Annotated in this window: 20 protein-coding genes; 12 read left to right on the forward strand and 8 right to left on the reverse strand. The window is 70.8% G+C overall.

The window, feature by feature from the left end:
* The 6 genes from ACIBVQ_RS25995 to ACIBVQ_RS26020 form a co-directional block, all read right to left on the reverse strand.
* A complete protein-coding gene (locus ACIBVQ_RS25995; RefSeq protein ID WP_399180569.1) occupies positions 1-744 on the reverse strand; it encodes a hypothetical protein in 744 nt (247 codons plus the stop codon).
* Positions 745-813: 69 nt separating this feature from the next.
* Positions 814-1458, reverse strand: coding sequence for a response regulator transcription factor (locus ACIBVQ_RS26000; RefSeq protein WP_352012844.1), 645 nt, complete (start codon positions 1456-1458; stop codon positions 814-816).
* Entirely contained in the window at positions 1443-2642 is a 1200-nt protein-coding gene (locus ACIBVQ_RS26005; RefSeq protein ID WP_399180571.1) for a histidine kinase, read from the reverse strand. Before ACIBVQ_RS26005 ends, ACIBVQ_RS26000 begins: the two co-directional genes overlap by 16 nt.
* Positions 2643-2893: 251 nt before the next feature.
* On the reverse strand, positions 2894-4009 hold the full coding sequence (locus tag ACIBVQ_RS26010; protein WP_399180573.1) for a CU044_5270 family protein: 1116 nt from the start codon (positions 4007-4009) through the stop codon (positions 2894-2896).
* Positions 4002-4592, reverse strand: coding sequence for an RNA polymerase sigma factor (locus ACIBVQ_RS26015; protein WP_352012847.1), 591 nt, complete (start codon positions 4590-4592; stop codon positions 4002-4004). The genes ACIBVQ_RS26010 and ACIBVQ_RS26015 overlap by 8 nt, the downstream gene beginning before the upstream one ends.
* A gap of 98 nt (positions 4593-4690) precedes the next feature.
* A complete protein-coding gene (locus tag ACIBVQ_RS26020; protein WP_352012973.1) occupies positions 4691-4924 on the reverse strand; it encodes a DUF2283 domain-containing protein in 234 nt (77 codons plus the stop codon).
* A 130-nt stretch (positions 4925-5054) separates the two neighbouring features.
* Here ACIBVQ_RS26020 and ACIBVQ_RS26025 point away from each other — a divergent pair, with 130 nt between their 5' ends.
* From ACIBVQ_RS26025 to ACIBVQ_RS26050, 6 genes are all read left to right on the forward strand, one after another.
* Positions 5055-5483 (forward strand): hypothetical protein, encoded by a 429-nt coding sequence (locus ACIBVQ_RS26025; RefSeq protein ID WP_352012848.1) that lies wholly within the window; start codon positions 5055-5057, stop codon positions 5481-5483.
* A complete protein-coding gene (locus ACIBVQ_RS26030; protein ID WP_399180718.1) occupies positions 5480-5701 on the forward strand; it encodes a helix-turn-helix transcriptional regulator in 222 nt (73 codons plus the stop codon). Before ACIBVQ_RS26025 ends, ACIBVQ_RS26030 begins: the two co-directional genes overlap by 4 nt.
* Before the next feature lie 41 nt (positions 5702-5742).
* Complete coding sequence (locus tag ACIBVQ_RS26035) at positions 5743-6711, forward strand: NAD(P)-dependent alcohol dehydrogenase (RefSeq protein WP_352012850.1); 969 nt, start codon at positions 5743-5745, stop codon at positions 6709-6711.
* Positions 6712-6891: 180 nt separating this feature from the next.
* Positions 6892-7377, forward strand: coding sequence for a hypothetical protein (locus tag ACIBVQ_RS26040; protein ID WP_386191249.1), 486 nt, complete (start codon positions 6892-6894; stop codon positions 7375-7377).
* A gap of 3 nt (positions 7378-7380) precedes the next feature.
* On the forward strand, positions 7381-9300 hold the full coding sequence (locus ACIBVQ_RS26045) for a M48 family metalloprotease (RefSeq protein WP_399180576.1): 1920 nt from the start codon (positions 7381-7383) through the stop codon (positions 9298-9300).
* A 4-nt stretch (positions 9301-9304) separates the two neighbouring features.
* Entirely contained in the window at positions 9305-9976 is a 672-nt protein-coding gene (locus tag ACIBVQ_RS26050) for a hypothetical protein (RefSeq protein ID WP_399180578.1), read from the forward strand.
* Positions 9977-10075: 99 nt separating this feature from the next.
* On the opposite strand, the gene ACIBVQ_RS26055 is transcribed toward ACIBVQ_RS26050, so the two are convergent.
* On the reverse strand, positions 10076-11632 hold the full coding sequence (locus ACIBVQ_RS26055; RefSeq protein ID WP_399180580.1) for an alpha/beta hydrolase: 1557 nt from the start codon (positions 11630-11632) through the stop codon (positions 10076-10078).
* Between the two features lie 139 nt (positions 11633-11771).
* On the opposite strand from ACIBVQ_RS26055, the gene ACIBVQ_RS26060 reads away from it, so the two are divergent.
* Together ACIBVQ_RS26060 and ACIBVQ_RS26065 are read left to right on the forward strand one after the other, a co-directional pair.
* Positions 11772-12401: a histidine phosphatase family protein gene (locus tag ACIBVQ_RS26060; RefSeq protein ID WP_399180582.1), complete on the forward strand. Its 630-nt coding sequence runs from the start codon at positions 11772-11774 to the stop codon at positions 12399-12401.
* 149 nt (positions 12402-12550) lie between these two features.
* Positions 12551-12973, forward strand: coding sequence for a YjdF family protein (locus ACIBVQ_RS26065; protein WP_399180584.1), 423 nt, complete (start codon positions 12551-12553; stop codon positions 12971-12973).
* Positions 12974-13166: 193 nt separating this feature from the next.
* Here ACIBVQ_RS26065 and ACIBVQ_RS26070 read toward each other — a convergent pair whose 3' ends face one another.
* Positions 13167-13916, reverse strand: coding sequence for an SDR family oxidoreductase (locus ACIBVQ_RS26070; protein ID WP_352012857.1), 750 nt, complete (start codon positions 13914-13916; stop codon positions 13167-13169).
* 297 nt (positions 13917-14213) lie between these two features.
* Here ACIBVQ_RS26070 and ACIBVQ_RS26075 point away from each other — a divergent pair, with 297 nt between their 5' ends.
* The 4 genes from ACIBVQ_RS26075 (at position 14214) to ACIBVQ_RS26090 (ending at position 16361) form a co-directional block, all read left to right on the forward strand.
* The gene (locus ACIBVQ_RS26075) at positions 14214-15080 is read left to right on the forward strand and encodes an SseB family protein (protein ID WP_399180586.1); all 867 of its coding nucleotides are present in this window, start codon (positions 14214-14216) and stop codon (positions 15078-15080) included.
* Positions 15077-15469: a hypothetical protein gene (locus ACIBVQ_RS26080; RefSeq protein ID WP_362917318.1), complete on the forward strand. Its 393-nt coding sequence runs from the start codon at positions 15077-15079 to the stop codon at positions 15467-15469. The genes ACIBVQ_RS26075 and ACIBVQ_RS26080 overlap by 4 nt, the downstream gene beginning before the upstream one ends.
* A 99-nt stretch (positions 15470-15568) precedes the next feature.
* The gene (locus ACIBVQ_RS26085) at positions 15569-16012 is read left to right on the forward strand and encodes a YbaB/EbfC family nucleoid-associated protein (RefSeq protein WP_399180588.1); all 444 of its coding nucleotides are present in this window, start codon (positions 15569-15571) and stop codon (positions 16010-16012) included.
* The gene (locus ACIBVQ_RS26090) at positions 15999-16361 is read left to right on the forward strand and encodes a hypothetical protein (RefSeq protein WP_352012861.1); all 363 of its coding nucleotides are present in this window, start codon (positions 15999-16001) and stop codon (positions 16359-16361) included. The genes ACIBVQ_RS26085 and ACIBVQ_RS26090 overlap by 14 nt, the downstream gene beginning before the upstream one ends.
* Position 16362: the final 1 nt, after the last annotated feature.

A 16362-nucleotide genomic window follows, 5' to 3' on the forward strand; every position in this document is an offset into this window, starting at 1 on the left:
TCAAGGTACGGCGGCGCGCCCTCCGAAGGGCTGTCCGGAGAAGCCCTTGTCCTTCAGGCGGTCGATCAGTTCGGTCATGTTTCTCGGTTCCAGCCATGGCGTACGGCCCGCGGCGTCGAGGGGTTCCTTGCCGCCGACGAGCGCGGGACGGTCGGGCTGCCGGGCGGCCAGGAACGGGTCCTCGAAGACCAGGCCCTGCGGTGGCGCGCCCATCAGGTGCGCCCGCGCGGGAAGCGGCTCGCCCGCGTCGAGGACCCGCTGCTCGTGGGGCGGCCTCTCGGCGAGGAACGCCATGGCCTTCGTCCCGGCGGGGATCGCCGTGGCGAAGTCGGCCACCGACTTCGCGGGCTTCCACTTCTCGGCGGGCAGGGAGTCGTCCCGGACGACCGCCCCCTGGTCAAGCTCCACGAAGACCACTCCGCCGGGGACCGTGCCCTTGAGGACGTCGGTGGCCCTGATCCTCAGCACCACGCGGTGGTCGAGGGGGCCGTCCTCGTAGCTCTCCAGGGCGGGTCCCCGCTGCCAGCCGTCCACCACCCCGGCCACGACGACGGGTTCCTGTCCGGCCAGGGCCTCCGGTGAGAGGGCGGGGTCGTAGTCCGCCTTGGAGATACGCAGGACGGAGACGTCCAGGGGCCTCCTGGGGGCTTCGGCCGCCCTCTCGGCGCCCTGGTCCGCGCATCCGGTGAGCAGCAGGACAGCCACCGGCAGAGCGGTGAGACCGTTGGGTCTTCTCCTCGTCATCCCCGTCCAGTCCGTGATCTTCGTGGGTGAAGATCGTACCTGCGCCCACGGCGCCCGGCGACGGAAATATCAGGCTTTGTTGAGATAGGTGAGGACGGCCAGGACGCGACGGTTGTGGTGGTCGTCGGTGATGCCGAGTTTGTCGAACATCGAGGTCGTGTACTTGCTGATGGCGCTCTCGCTGAGGAAGAGCCGCCGGCGGATGGCCTGGTTGGACAGTCCTTCGGCCATCAGGGCGAGTACGGAGTGTTCGCGTTCGGTGAGGCCTTCGAGCCGCCTGTTCGTGGAGCCGCTGGAGAGCAGCCTGGCGATGACGGCCGGGTCCATGGCGGTCCCGCCTCCGGCGACGCGTTCCATGGCGTCGACGAACTGGTCGGCGTCGAACACGCTCTCCTTGAGGAGGTAGCCGACCCCTCCGGCGCCGTCGGCCAGGAGTTCCCGGGCGTAGAGCTGTTCGACGTGCTGGGAGAGGATCAGGACCGGCAGGCCGGGCACCTCGCGGCGGGCGGCGAGCGCGGCCTTCAGGCCCTCGTCCGACTGGGTCGGCGGCATCCGGACGTCGACCACGGAGACGTCCGGCCGCCACTTCAGCAGCGCGTCGAGCGTCTCGGGGCCGGTGGTGGCCGTCGCCACGACCTCGTGCCCGTACGCCTGGAGGAGGCGGATCATCCCGTCACGCAGGAGATAGAGGTCTTCGGCTACAACGACGCGCATGGCACCATCATCCTCACGTGGGTCGGACCGCCTGCCGGGCTGGTGACCGCCAGGGTGCCGTCGAAGACGGCGAGACGGCGGCGCAGCCCGTCGAGTCCGCCGCCGGTCCGCATGTCGGCCCCGCCCCGGCCGTCGTCCTCGACGTCGACGACGACGCCGGTCTCGTCCCGGACGATGGAGACGCGCGCCAGGCTCGCGTGGGCGTGCTTGGCCGCGTTGGTCAGCAGTTCGGCGATCCCGAAGTAGAGGGCGGACTCGATCGGCAGGTCCAGGCTCAGCCGGGCGTCGGCGCTGACGGTCGTTTCGAGGGGGCTGTCCAGGGCGAGGGCGCGGACGGCGTCGAGGAGGCCCCGCTCGCTCAGCACCGGCGGGTTGATGCCCCTGACCAGGTCGCGCAGCTCGGCCAGGGAGGTGGCGGCGCCCGCCCGTGCTCCCCGCAGCAGTTCGGCGGCCTGGTCGGGGTCGGTCCTCATCAGTTTCTCCACGGTCGCCAGCGACATCCCGAGCGCGACCAGGCGTGCCTGCGCCCCGTCGTGCAGGTCCCGCTCGATCCGGCGGATCTCGGCGGCCTGCGCGACCGTGGTGTCCGCGCGCTGGGCGGTCAGTTCGTCGACCCGTTCCGCCAGCGTCATCGCGGACGACGGGCGCAGGAAGCGGACGGCCACCGGCTCGACGACCCGCCAGGCGTCCGGGGAGCGGAAGACGGCCACGGCGCCGCCGAACACGCCGAGGAGGCGCATGACGGGTGACGGCTGGGAGAGTCCGACGATCGCTCCCGCGATCCCGGCCGGTGGGATGACCGCGGACACTCCCGCGGTGAACGGCATGATGGCCACGAACCGCAGGTCACGCCAGTTCGCCGGGTCCTTCCAGCGGAGCCGCCACTTCTGGTCCATGAGGGCGTCGCGATCGCTGCGCTCGTAGGAGTGGCCGTTCCACCAGTATCCGGTGGACAGCTGTGTCACCGGTCCCGGCTGCCGGTACCCGGCGGGGATGACGGTTCCCGTCCACCTCGCGACGAGGGAGCGGACCATCCGGCAGACCGGGCGGACCAGGGCGAGGGTGCCGACGCAGGCCCACAGGAGCGGGACGATCCCCGACCACGGGTCTCCGTGCCACACCCGGATCCACAGTGCCACGGCGACCGCCCACACGGCCGGGACCAGCAGGCTGACGGCCACCACGACACATGACCGTATGAAGCCCGTCCCCGCACATGTCAGCCACGATGCCAGGCGTTTCATGTCTTTCCTCGCTTTTGTTCGGTGCCTCAACTGTGCACCGTGCGGGGCGAGCGATCACAGTGGGTCCAGCCCCACTCGTTCGTGCGTCCAGACCGATATTAGGCCCCCTGTCCGCTTTGTGAGATAGGTGGGAAGGGTCCGCCCGGCCACGCCGGATGAGGCGCGGCCGGGCGGAGCGGGCCGTACGCGGGTCAGTCGGCCGGGCGGTCCTGAGGGCTCTGCTTGGCGGGGAGGTCGGGCTCCTCGTCGGTCCAGGTGAGGGAGCTGACCGCCGCGTAGGACTCGATCAGCTCGCCACGGTAGGAGTTGGCCGACTCGGACGCGAGTGGTCGTCCCGTGGTGGTGTCCAGCACGAACCGGGTCCGCGCGGCGGCCCCCTCCTGGAAACCGACCGCCTGACCGGTACGGCCGAGCGGATCGGTGACCGTGCCGAGGGACTTCACACCGGGCAACACGGCGCACATGCGGTAGACCGCGGCCCGCACCTCGGCGGAGACGGGGAAGTCCATGACGAGCTGGGTGCCGTACTGGAAGACGTTGGCGTTCATGTTGACCGGCTCGGCGCCGTACCCGTCGGCGACGACCTTCTCCAGGTAGGCCCGCATCCCCTCGGGGGTCGTCGGCAGCGCCTTCAGCGCCTGCGGGGTCATGGGGGTGTCGAGCAGGGTCATCGGCTTACCGGTGTCGTTCCACACGGCCTGGCGTTCACCCGGTTCGGCGTGGAGCGTGACCTTCCGATCGGGGTAGGTCCAGCTCCGCGGGGAGCCCGCGGCCCGCCAGGCCTTCTCGTCCTCGGGCGTCGCCGGGACGGTTCCCTGCTCCTGCGTGATCGTCCACGCGCGTCCACCCGGTGCCCGCGGGACCCAGGACTCGACCGCGGTGGTCTTCACAAGGCGGTAGCGCTTGTCGGGAGAGTCGAGCCGGCGGCCGTTGACGGCCTTGCGCACCCAGTACTTCCCGGTCGTGGGCATCCTGACGGTCGAGTTCGCGGCGGCCAGGAAGACGTCCTTGGCGGACAGCGTCGCCACGGAGCGCGTGGGCGCGGGATCCGGGGCCCCCTGCGAGAGCACGACGGCCGTGGTGGCCGCGACGCCGAGCAGGCCCGCGCCGAGGGCGGTCCACCTGGCCGCCCGGATGGCCCTGCGGATCCGGCCGACGGTGGGCTCGGGGAGAACGGGTTCCCGGGAAACGGTTTCCCGGAGGGGCTCCTGGAAGGCGGCGGTGAGTCGTGCCCTGCCTTCGGCGACCACCTCCGGCGTGGGCGGCCGCACCGACATCAGCGCGCGGATCTGGGCGAGGTCATCCATCCGATGCTCCGATCAAGGGGTTGACGCCGCCGAGGGCGGCTCGCAGTTTTCTGCGGACGCGGTTGAGCCGCGATCCGACGGTTCCCGTGGGGACGCCGAGGGCGTGCGCGATCTCCTCGTAGCTGAGCTCGGCCAGCGCGAGGAGCAACAGCGCGTCACGGTCGGCCTCCGGCATCGCCTCCAGGGCCTCCGCGAGCGGCCCCCGCACGCCCGCGGCGGTGAGCCGTCCGGCCACCAGCTCCTCGTGTCCGGCGTCGATCCCGTCGTCGGCCGACATCCGGCGCAGGACGCTCAGGTGGTGTGCCTCCTGGCCACGGTGGCGGGCGAGGAGGTTGGTGGCGATGCCGTACAGCCAGCCGCGGACCGTTCCCCGGGCGGGGTCGAAGCCCTCACGGCCGCGGAAGGCCGCGAGGAAGACCTCCGCCGTCAGGTCGTCGGCGGTCTGGGTGCCCAGCCTGCCCGCGACGTAGCGGTGGATGTCCGGAAAATAACGGTCGTAGAGGACGGCGAACCGTTCGGGGACGTGGAGGGACTCCTCGATCGCATGGGCGTCCTCGGCCTCTCGCGATGGGGTTGTGATCATCTTCTACCGGTGGCGTCGATGGCCGTCAGGGGTGTTCTTCGTGGGTTCACACCCCTACTTACTGAAACGGGCACATCTTCTTCACGGCGACCGCCGCGTCACCCCTCGTACGGCGTGCCCTCCTGCTCGGACTCGGCCAGGGTCTCGGGGAACAGCGCGGCGGAGGCACCGGCGACCTCGACGCCCAGCAGGCGGCCGTGTTCGTCGAGGTCGAGGATCACCTCACCCCGCAGCGCCGGGTCCTCGACCACGATCCGGGTTCTCGCCGCACCCGGGGCGATCTCCTCGGCCAGGTGGACGTAGGCGACGTCGTTCTCCCCGTCGTGTTCCACGCGCAAGGTCGGCCCCCGGATGTTCGATCGTGCTGTCACTGACAGAGTGCCCCGCCTCCGTACATCCTGGCCACGATCGGCGATGTAAAGAAAAGTAGACATGATGTTTTGTTTGATTTACATTGAAGGCATGTCGGCGGAAGAGAAGCGCGCCTGGGTCATGCTGGTGGTCACGGTCGTGTCCTACGTGACCTACGTGTTGGTCGTCCTCGGACGGGTGGGAGAGGGCGCCCTGGCCGCCGTGCCGTACGTTCCGGTGCTGCTGTGGACCGTCGGCTCGGCGATCGTGGCGACGATCGTGCTCGATGTGGCGCTCGCGATAGCCTCACCCGGGGACGCCGACAGGAAGGACCAGCGCGACCGGGAGATCTACCGGTTCGGCGAGTACGTCGGCCGGTCGTTCGTCGTCGCGGGTGGCGTGGCGGCGCTCGGCATGGCCATGGCCAGGCTGGACCACTTCTGGATCGCCAACGTGATCTATCTGGCGTTCGTCCTGTCGTCGGTCCTCGGATCGGCGGCCAAGATCATCGCCTACCGCAGGGGTTTCCAGACGTGGTGAAGCCGACCAGGATCACGAACACGATCCGGTCCCTCAGATTCGCCCAGGGTGAGATGACACAGGCGGAACTCGCCGAACGCGTCGGTGTGACCCGTCAGACCGTCATCGCCATCGAGCAGGGCCGCTACTCGCCGTCCCTGGAGATGGCCTTCCGCATCGCCCGGGTCTTCGGCGTCCCGCTCGACGACGTCTTCCAGTACCCCGAAACCGAGGAGTGACCCCGCTCCTCGCGACCCCCAGTCAGTGAGGAGAGACGGTCATGCGCGCGATCACCCACGAGCGGTACGGCCCGCCCGACGAGGTGTTACGGCTCAAGGAGATCCCCAGGCCGGTCCCCCGGGACGGGGAGGTGCTGGTCAGGGTCCACGCGGCCCCCATCGGGGGAGACGACTGGCACCTCATGCGGGGCATGCCGTACGTCGCCCGGTTCGTGACCGGGCTGCGCAGGCCGAGGAACCCCGTCGCCGGGCTTGAGGTCGCCGGACGGGTCGAGGAGGTCGGCGCGAACGTCACGGAGTTCGAGCCGGGTGACGAGGTCTTCGGCTGGTGTGCCGGCTCCTTCGCCGAGTACGTCGCCGTCCCCGAGGGGCAACTCCTGCCGAAACCGGTCAATCTCTCCCTGGAGCAGGCCGCCGCCGTACCCATCTCGTCGTTCACCGCCCTGCAGGGGCTGCGCGACGGGCGGATCGGCCCGGGGCAGCGGGTCCTGGTCAACGGCGCCTCCGGTGGCGTCGGCACGTTCGCCGTGCAGATCGCCCGCTCGTACGGCGCCACCGTCACCGGTGTCTGCGGCCCGGCCAAGGCCGACCTCGTGCGTTCCCTGGGGGCCGAGGACGTCGTCGACCACACCAGGGAGAGGTTCGCCGACCGGGGGGAGCGCTACGACCTCATCCTCGACGTGCAGGGGAGCCCGTCCCTGGCCGAGTGCCGTCGCGCGCTGAAGCCGCGCGGGACCCTCGTGATCGTCGGAGGGACCGGCGGCCCCTGGTTCTGGGGGACCGACCGCTGGTTCAGGGCCTTCGCGCTGTCGCCGTTCGTCGGGCAGAGCCTGCGGGTGCGGGTGCACACCGACGACCGCGCCGACCTTCTTCTCATGAAAGAACTCATCGAGGCGGGAAAGGTCACTCCCGTCGTCGACCGTACGTATCCGCTGGAGCGGGTGGCCGAGGCCATCCGTTATGTCCAGGAGGGGAACGCGCGGGGCAAGGTGGTGGTCACCGTCCCCTGACCAGGCGTTCATCCCGCTATACAACGAAATATCGCCCTTAAGGGATATATCTTCCTTAAAGGTTAATATTCAGTTTTGGTATGGCTTTTCCGGCAGAAAGGCCATGGCGGGTGGGGCGATTCTCCGGCGGGAGGAGTACCTTCTGATACGCCTCATTCTCCCTTGGCATCGGGAGCGTCAGTGTCGCAACGGCGCACACCCTACGAAATCGTCGAGGCGGTCATCGCCGACCTCGGCCCCGAGGAACTCCCCTTCCTGCCCCGGCTCTGGGCGGTCCACGTCAGGAACCCCACGGACGGCCGGTCCCGGGAGCGGCTCATGGGCTCCGGAATCCTGGTGGAGATCACCGCCTGGACACCCGTGGTCATCTCCTTCGTCGGCGGTGCCCTCCTGGACGCCGCCAAGGACGAGATCTCCGACCAGACCCGCACCGGGATACGCGGCCTCTTCGGCCGGGTGACCCGGCGCGGCAGGAAACGGCTCATCGAGGAGCCGCTACCGCCCTTCGACGACCGGCAACGCCGCAGGATCGGGGAGGCCGTCCTGTCCAACGCCCTCGCGGCGGGCCTGGCCGAGCCCCGGGCCCGGCTCCTGGCCGACGCGGTCGTCGGCGCGCTCCACCGCGAACTCGGGCTCGACGCCCCACCCGACGCGTCCGGGGGGTGACCCGTGCGGGGGAACGGCCCCACCCTGCCCTCGACGAGCGTCGAACGCCTGCGGCTGCTGTTCCTCACCGTCGCGGCGGGGGCGCTCTTCGGCGGTTACTGGTTCCTGGTGCTCGTCCAGGACGGCTGGAGCGAACGTAACCGGGCCTGCGGCGCGCTGCCCGGGATCGAGGAGTTCCTCGACTGCTCGACCCGGATCCTGGTGCTCCAGGCGCTGGTCCCGCTGGCCGGTCCCGCGCTGGTCGCGGTCCTGACCGTGTCGGCCTACCTGGCGGCGCCCACCGTGATCACCCACCGGCACGGCGCCCGTCCGCTCGACCCCTGGCCGGCCATACGGGAGACCGTCGAGCGGGCGGGACTCGACCGGACACCGACGCTGATGCTCAGCGAACAGAGCGGGCCGCTGTGGATGTTCGTCTACGGCCGCAGGAACCGGCACCGCGTCATGCTCTCCTCCGACACCCCCCTGTGCGCCGTGACGGACACCGAGCGGGTCACCGCGACGCTCGCCCACGAGCTCGGTCACCTGCGCAACCGGGACGTCGACCGTACCTACCTGGCCGTCTTCGCCGTCGTGAGCCTGGCGCTGGTGACGATCGCGCCGGTCGGGCTCTCTGCGCTGCTGGTCACCGGCCCCACCCCGGCGCTCGCCGTCACCTGGCGCGACCTCGTGCTCGCACTGCTGGTCACGGGCACCTGGGCGGCCGTGGTCAGGGCACGCGAGCACGACGCCGACCTGTGGGGCGGCGACCTGCGGCCCGGCGGCATGCTCGCCCTGCTGACCGGCGGAAAGCAGGAACGCCGCGGCCTGCTGCGCCTGCACCCACCCCACGAACGGCGGCTGAGGGTGCTGCTCGACCCGGACCTGCTGCTGCGGCCCTCCGCCGTCGAGGCCGTCGCCACCGGGATCGCGGCGGGCGTCGTCGTCACCGAACTCGGTGTGAGCCTGCGGACGCTGCTGCCCGTGCCGCCGCTCGTCGCCTACTGGGTGGCCGGTCTCGTCGCCGCGGTGCCCGTCTCCGGGATCGTCGGCCTGGCCGTCTGGCGGGCGGGGGCGGCGCGGGTCCTCACCCGGCTCCAGGTCCTGGCCTGCGGCCTCGGGCTGGGGGCGGGACTGGTGGCCGGGCTGGTCCTGGCGCCCAGGTCGGGTGTGCGGTGGAGCCGCTGGATCCCCACGGCGCCCGACTTCACGGCCGTCGCCGAGCCGACCGAGATCCAGCCGGGCACCGCGATCTGGATGACGGTGACGCTCCTGGCGCTGACCACGGCGGTGACCGGCTGGCTCGCCCTGGCCGCCCGCGCGTGGGCGCCCAGGGCGGGGACGCGTGCCTGGCGGTACACGGCGCCCCTGGCGGCCCTGATGCTCGCCGTCGTGCTGGGCACCTGGTCCCTCGCCGCCCGCCTGGCCGCCTCCGAGCAGTGGGGTGCCGCCGACCTCGCCCGCCTGATGATCACCCCCCAGGCGGCGCTGTTCCTGCTGGTCCTTGCGCTGGTCGCGCTGCTCGCCCCGCGCCTGCCCCTCCGTACGGCTGCGCCCCTCCTCGTCCTCGTCCTCGTGCTCCCGCCAAGCCTGCTGATCCTCTCTCCCGCGCCCCCTCCGCCCGTGACGACGCGCGCGGCGGCGCTTCCCGACTCACCCCAGGCGGGCGTGATCTGCCTGGGGCTGTTCACCGTCGGTGTGTCCGGATTCGGCGCTCCCGCCGACCACGCCGCCAGGGCGCGGCTGGGGGAGACGCTGCGTGACTCGGACGACGGCCTTCTGCGCCAGGTCGGCGAACTGTTCCTGCGCGGCGCCCGCACCCGGTCCCAGGACCTGGAGGGACTGGCGTGGACCGCGTTCGTCAGACGCTGCGACCACCTCAGGCGCTACCGCGACGCACCAGTGCCGGAACCCGTCTCCCCGTTTCCCACCGAAGGGTGGTGACGCCATGTCCCGTGCCGGGACGCTTGGCCGTACTCTCCTGGCCGTCCCTCTGCTGCTCGTCCTGCTCGTGCCGTCGGCCGGACGGGCCGACGGCACCACGGGCAGGGCCGTGCCCGCGCTCGGCCGCGGGCTGCTCACCCTCGCAGACCTGCCCGCCGGTTACGCCCCCTGGAAGCCCGAGTACAGGCCCTACAGCACCAGCACCAGTCCGGAGTGCGCCGCCGTACTCGACGAACTGGAGTTCAGCAGGCCCCGATACCGTGGCGTCGACTACGCCTTCGCCGGGTTCGCCGCCAAGGGGGCCTTCGGCCCCTGGGTCGTGGAGAACCTGCGGCGCTACCCGACGGCCGTCGTCGCCGACCACGACCTCGACCGCGTCCTGAGGGTGCTGCCCCGCTGCTCGTCGTTCAGCCTCACCTACCGGGGTGAGCGCCCGGCCGTCTCCGTCGTGCGGGTCACCCCGATCAGGATGGCCGCCCTCGGCGACCGGAGCCGGGCCATGTGGATCACCGTGAACGTCAACGGCGAGTGGGCCTACGGGGAGGTGCTGGTTCTGGCCAGGGTGCGCGCCACCCTCATGGTCCTCAGCCAGCTCGCCTTCCGGCCGCCGAAGGCCGCGGCCGCCCAGGCGGTCGCCGCCAGAGCGGTCGCGAGACTCCGCGCGGCCAAGGTCTGAGACGTGTTCCGCGGGTCCTCACCATGGTGAGGACCCGCGGAACAGGTCAAGGTGCCCGCGTCCCACGAGTGCCGGACCACCGTGGGACGCGGGCACGGCTCACCGTCGCCCGCCCGGGGCACCGTCCCTGTCGCAGACGGTGTCACCGCCGGGCAGGACACCGTCGACCAGATACCGGTTGACGGTGGCGTCGACGCAGGTGTCGCCCGCCGCGAGGTAGGCGCCGTGACGGTAGGCGCCGCGCAAGGTGACCATACGGGAACCGGTCAACGCCCGGTGCATGGCCCGCTGGCCGGGGTAGGGGGTCACCGGGTCGCCGGTCGCGCCGACGACCAGCAGCGGGACGTCGTTGCCGATCGTGGTCGGCGCCTCGACCGGTGCGGTCGGCCAGAAGGAGCAGGGACTGACGTTGCGGGTCATCGGCCCGAACAGCGGCTCGTCGGCGCGGTGGGCCTGGATGTCGCGGAAGTAGGACTGCGGGTCGCGGGTGGCGGGCTTGTCGGCGCAGATGATCGGGGTCCCCGCCCGGTCCTCCGCCGACCCCGAACCGGTGAACAGGCCGTCGAGCGTCTCCTTCAACGACGCCGGGACGGTGACCGTTCTCCCCCGTGCGGCGTCGGCCAGCACCCGCACCTCGGCGGCGAGGCCGGCGTACGCCTCGGGGCGGTCGTCGTAGAGGCGGACGAACAGCAGATAGGGGACGTGCTGGAAGCCGAGCCGATACGGGCCGACCCGCAGCGGACGCCGGGTGGCGGCCTGGTTGACACGCTCCACGGTGGCCAGGACCTCGGCCTCGGTCGTGCCCAGGCCGTACTCGGCGTCGCGCGCGGCGGCCCACGACGCCCAGTTCCGCAGCGCGGCGGCGATCGCCGGGCCGTTCTCCGACAGCAGGTCGGGGCCGTAGACGTCCGGTCCGACCGCGCTGTCCAGCACGATCCGGTCGGCGCGGGCACCGAACATCTGCGTGTAGACGGCGCCCAGGTAGGTGCCGTAGGAGTAGCCGAGATAGGACAGTTTGGGTTCGCCGAGGACCTCGCGGACGACGTCCATGTCGCGGGCGGTGTTGCGGGTCGTGGCGTGGGGCAGCAGGTCACGGTCGCCCTGGGCACACCCGTCCGCCAGCTCCTTCATGAGGGTCACGCTCTCGTCGAAGGTGCGGCGGGTCGGACCGGCGGACCGGGTCGGGGTGTCGGTCGTCCACCGGCAGCGGATCTGCCTGTTGCGGCCGACGAAGCGCGGGTCCATCCCGATCAGGTCGTAACGGGCCGCGACGGCGGGCATGTACCCGGCCAGGAGCACCTGGGGCACCCCGCTTCCGCCGGGACCACCGGGGTTGATCAGCAGGGCGCCCCTGCGCCTGGCCGGGTCGGTCGCCCTGATCCGGGAGATCGCCACCGAGATGGTCCGCCCCCGGGGATCGCGGTAGTCCAGCGGGACGGTGACCTCGGCGCACTGGGCGCCCGCCGCGTCCAGCTTCTCGCCGGTCTCGTCGTCCGGCCCGGTCCTGCAGCCGTGCCAGGTGAGTGTCTGGCGGTGGAACGTTCCTGCGGCCCCTGCGAGGTCCGCGGCGTCCGCTGACGCCTGGCCGGTGACCGCCATCCCCGTCATCAGCGTCGCCCCCGCGGCGACGGCTGTGACGATCTTTCGTGCACGCACGGAAAGCCCCCTGTCGAATGTCGTCACCCCGAAGCTAGGTTCCGCGCGGTTGATCATGATCGGTCATATGGTCGATGGAACTCGACCATATGGACATTCCTCTCTCGTCTGCCCCACGAAGGCTGGCATGATCGAGATCATGCGGACCCGCGTCCTTTTCGTGCGACACGGAGACTCCCTGCACAAGTACGAGCGGGTGACAGGCGGCCCGAAGGGCTGCCGGGGGCTCACCGAGACCGGCAGGCAGCAGGCGGAACGGCTCGGGAGGCGGCTCGCCGCCGAGATCGGGGAGGCCAGGACCTCGGTCTACTCCTCGATCCTGCCCAGGGCGGTCGAGACGGCCACCGCGATCTCTGCGGCCTGCGGCCTGCCCTTCTCCCAGGACTTCCAGGACTGCGGGCTGTGCACCTGGCACATCCCGCCGGAGGCGGACGGGCTGCCGAGCGAGGAGTTCCTGCGGCGTTTCCACGCCGACGGCGGCGGTGTCCACCGGCCCTTCCAGGTGGGCAACGAGAGCTGGGCCGAGCTGGTGACGCGCGTCAGCCGTACCGTCGCCGACCTCGCCTACCGCCATCGCGGTGAGACCGTCATCGTCGTCGGCCACGCGGAGACGGTCGAGGTCTCCTTCAACGTGTTCGGGCTGCTGCCCGCCTACCGGCCCTTCGACCTGGAGGTCTCCCCGGCCTCCGTGACGGAGTGGGTCACCGACGAGGACCCGGGCCGGTGGCCGCCGCCCCGGTGGACGCTCACCCGCTTCAACGACACCTGATCCGGGGCGTACCATGGGGCCGCACACGAAAACGCGGTCCGGTTGGTAGCCCGGGCATGTCGCTCTCGTAACCGCCCTCTCCAGGGATGTCCGGTGTGCCGGAAACGGTCTCGTCAGACCGTTCGTCGGCATACACCTGGGAGGGCGTTGTGATCTCACTGGCCGTTTACTACGAGGGCCCCTTCTGGGTCGGTGTCCTGGAGATGGTCGAGGGCGACGAACTGCGGGTGACGCGGTTCGTCCTCGGCTCTGAGCCGACCGATCCGGAGCTGTACGAGTTCCTGATGCGGCACGGTAGCGCGCTGCTCGCGCGGACCGCGGAGTCGCGCGCCGTACCGGCGGGGGAGCGCGCCGAGCGGCGGGTCAACCCCAAACGCGCCGCCAAGCTCGCCGCCCGCCAGGCCGCCCGGGTCTCCACCAGGAGTACGGCCTCGCAGGAGGCGATGCGGATCGAGCTGGAGGGCCGCAAGCGTGAGGCGGCCACCGACCAGCGGGAGAGGAGGCGGGAACTGGCCGAGTACAGGCGCGAGGTCGCCAGGCGCAAGCGCGTCGAACGGCACCGGGACACCTGACCGGCGGGCCGGTTTCGGCCGCGTCACCGGTTCACCGCTCGCCCGGGAGCCGTCCGCACCGGTTCACCGCCCGCCCCGGGAGCCGCCTGCCCTGGTTCACCGCCTGCCAGGAGAGCCGCCTGTCCGGTTCGCCGCCTGTCCGAGGAACCGGCGTCCCCGGCGGGTTCGGGCGTCGCCGCCGGGGACGCGCGGGTCAGACGCCGCCGGTGACGGAGATGGTCTGGCCGGTGATGCCGGTGTTGGCGGCCGAACCGAGGTAGACGACCGCGTTGGCCACCTCACGGGCGTCGAGCAGCCGGCCGACGGCCGACAGGTTGATGTAGCGCTGACTGAACGGCTCGATCCGCTCCTCGTTGCGCGCGGTCGCGGTGAGGCCGGGCAGTACGACGTTGGACAGGATGTCGCCGTCCCGGCCGAGGCTGAAGGCCGCGGACCGGCTGAACCCGTGGACCGCGGCCTTGGCCGTCGTGTAGTACTCCGCACCGGCCATGCCCTCGTCGACGAGACCGCTGGAGATGTGCACGAGGCGTCCGAAACGGCGTTCGCGCATCCCGGGGGTGACCAGCCTGCTCAGCTCCAGGTAGCCCTCGACGTTGCGCCGCACCATCTCACGCCAGGCGTCCTCCTCGACCTTGTCGAACGACTCGCCGGGTTCCCATCCCCAGGTGAAGAGGGCGTTGTTGACCAGCACGTCGATCCGGCCGGTCCAGTCGAGGGCGGCGGAGACCACGGCGCGGGCCGAATCGAGGTCGCCGAGCTCGTAGGGGACGACCAGGGCGTGTTCCCCGATCTCCTTGGCCACCCGCCCGGCTTCCTCGGGTGAGCTGCGATAGGTGAGCACCACGTCGGCACCCTCGGCGGCGAAACCCCGCGCGACCTCCCGGCCGATGCCGCCCGACGCTCCGGTCACGATCACGGTACGGCCGTCAAGTCCCAGGTCCATGAAAACCCCTTAACCGATTGGTTTGCTTCGCAACATCGAAGCATCGGGGCAGGGGAGGAACGTCGCCAGGGTGGGTACCCCGGGTGTCCGGCATTGGTGCGGGCGGCGCCTGACCCCGCCCCTCCATACTCCGCTCCCCTCGGGCACTGTCAACGGCTGTTCGAATTAGGCTTGTAACGGACGCCCCATATATGTAATTTGCGTTTCGCACAAAGGGGCGGCGGGCATCTGGACCCCGCGGGCTCTCCCCTCCTGCCGGGGAGGGCCCGCGGACTTCCCTCGACTACGGTGTGCCGTATGTGGCGGTTCACTCCTTTCGAAGAGCGGCTCCACGCGGCGCAGACAGGAGGGGACCTCGCCCGGTGCCTGGGCCTGCTGGCCGCGGCCGACTTCGCGATGCCGATCTCCAGAGCCGCGGCGGCGGGGGACGAGCCCGTGGCCTGGCCGACCTGGACGGACGGCGAACGGACCTGGCTGATCGCCTACACCTCACAGGAGGCGCTGCTGACGGGCACCGGCGGAGCCGTCGGCGACCACCGGATCGTCCTGATGGCCGAACTCGCCGCGGGATGGCCCGACCCCCACTGGGGACTGGCGGTCAACCCGGGGCTTGGGCCCTCCTTCCTCCTTGAGTCGGGTACGGTGGCCCGGCTCGCGGCGCCCACCCTCGCGCAGGACAACGCGGTCGATCCGGGGATCCCGATCGTGCAGAAACTGGTCGGGCCGGAGGAGATCCGGGCGCTGCTCGACGACGGCGCGCCGAGTGTGTCCGGATACTGTCACCACGCCCTCGACGTGGCGCACATCGCGACGCCGGCCGTGCTCGCCGAGGCCCTGCTGCAGGAGGAGATGATCACCGATAGCGGATCGGTGAACGTCCTGCGCTGGCCCGCGATCGGATTCGACCTCTACCGGACGCCCTACGGCGGGGTGGACGAGGAGACGATGCGCGCCGTGGGCGGGTGGGTGGTCGAGGAGCCGCCCTTCGTCGGGCTGGGGCTGGTGCCGAACGTCGACCAGACGATCAGGGAGTACAAGGTGGCCGGGGTCGCGTTGCCGTACGGGGCGGAGATCGTGGAGCTGGGCGACGACGGGGTGACCCGGCGGCGCGCGGTCTACGACGGGGACCTCGGAGGATGGATTCTCCTTGAGGCGGCGCGGTGACCGGCTCCTTCTACCGGGCCCACTGGCGCGGGAGCCCCTACCGGGCCTCTCCCGAACTCCGCGGGGACGGACTGTGGCTGCGTCTGTGGAGTCCGTACGCCGTCGAGGGGGCCGAGGAGGTGGTCGCCGGGCGGTGGATCGTGGTGGTGCCCGCCGGGGAGTGCGAGCGGATCGACCTCGTGACGACGGTCTGCGAATGGCGCGGCGAACCCTTCCTGGTGGTCGGCGAGAGGGAGGACGAGGTGCTGCTGGAGTATCCCGGCGGTCTGGCGCCGGTGGCTCTCTCGCTGGGGTTCGAAAGGGTCGAGCGGGGAGTTTATCGTCGCTGGACCCCCCGCGCGGAAACGGGGAATGCGAGGGAAGAGGCGCGTTCTGTCACGATTTCGTGACTTATGTACGGCTTCTGTTGTTGTTCTGTGATTTAAATAACAGAAGCGAACTTTGTGGTGGACGTTAGGTAGCTTGATCGTGTTGTTCGAGTGAACACAGTGACAGCGTTTACCACGGGGGAGAACGTGCAGCCGGTCGAGAGAGCGGACGCGACAGGTATGCAGGCCTACGCCGACGAACTGCGTCGGACCTTCATGAGCCTGCAGGACGAGGGACTCGACCTGCTGCGGAACGCGAAGGCCGTACAGGTGACCGAGAGGTCCAAGGACGGCCTGATCACGGTCACGGTGAACTCGCGCGGCGAACTCGTCCGGCTCGACATCGACCCGAGGATCTACCGCCACCCCGACGCCAGGGCCCTGGCCGACACCATCACCGGCACCGTCCACCGCGCGGGCGAGAAGGCGCAGCAGAAGGTCGTCGAGGTGTTCGAGCCGCTGGTCCCCGCCGACCAGATGCGGGCCTACATCGAAGGCGACGTGGAGAAGATGATGGACCAGCTGGCCGGCATGATGGCGGGGAGGACCAGTGGCGACCTCTGAGCCCGTCCTCTACCTGGGCGCGGTCATCGAGAACGGGATCTCCCAGTGGGACACCATGGCCTCCGACCTCAGCGAGGCGTTGTCGCCGGTGTCCGCCGAGCTGAAGGCGCTCAACGCGACGGCGCCGTGGGGGAACGGCCCCGAAGGGCGGGCGTTCGCCGCCCAGTACCTCAAGGGGGACGGCCCCAACCGGCTGGTCGAGACGGGAGCCGAACTGGTCGGCCACATCACGGACGCCGGGACGCTGCTGCGCAAGACCATCGCCAACTCCCGGGCGGCCGACGCCAGGAACGTCGAGGACATGACCCGCCACGCGAAGGCAGTGGCCCAGGGACGTGTGACGGCCTGAG

This window comes from Streptosporangium sp. NPDC049376 (assembly GCF_044466505.1).
Taxonomy (GTDB): Bacteria; Actinomycetota; Actinomycetes; order Streptosporangiales; family Streptosporangiaceae; genus Streptosporangium.

Bases quoted from the DNA above. Each gene is read 5' to 3' on its own strand.
- ACIBVQ_RS25995 (WP_399180569.1), bottom strand. From the start codon at position 744: ATGACGAGGAGAAGACCCAACGGTCTCACCGCTCTGCCGGTGGCTGTC.
- ACIBVQ_RS26000 (WP_352012844.1), bottom strand. From the start codon at position 1,458: ATGCGCGTCGTTGTAGCCGAAGACCTCTATCTCCTGCGTGACGGGATG.
- ACIBVQ_RS26010 (WP_399180573.1), bottom strand. From the start codon at position 4,009: ATGGATGACCTCGCCCAGATCCGCGCGCTGATGTCGGTGCGGCCGCCC.
- ACIBVQ_RS26015 (WP_352012847.1), bottom strand. From the start codon at position 4,592: ATGATCACAACCCCATCGCGAGAGGCCGAGGACGCCCATGCGATCGAG.
- ACIBVQ_RS26025 (WP_352012848.1), top strand. From the start codon at position 5,055: ATGTCGGCGGAAGAGAAGCGCGCCTGGGTCATGCTGGTGGTCACGGTC.
- ACIBVQ_RS26035 (WP_352012850.1), top strand. From the start codon at position 5,743: ATGCGCGCGATCACCCACGAGCGGTACGGCCCGCCCGACGAGGTGTTA.
- ACIBVQ_RS26050 (WP_399180578.1), top strand. From the start codon at position 9,305: ATGTCCCGTGCCGGGACGCTTGGCCGTACTCTCCTGGCCGTCCCTCTG.
- ACIBVQ_RS26060 (WP_399180582.1), top strand. From the start codon at position 11,772: ATGCGGACCCGCGTCCTTTTCGTGCGACACGGAGACTCCCTGCACAAG.
- ACIBVQ_RS26070 (WP_352012857.1), bottom strand. From the start codon at position 13,916: ATGGACCTGGGACTTGACGGCCGTACCGTGATCGTGACCGGAGCGTCG.
- ACIBVQ_RS26075 (WP_399180586.1), top strand. From the start codon at position 14,214: ATGTGGCGGTTCACTCCTTTCGAAGAGCGGCTCCACGCGGCGCAGACA.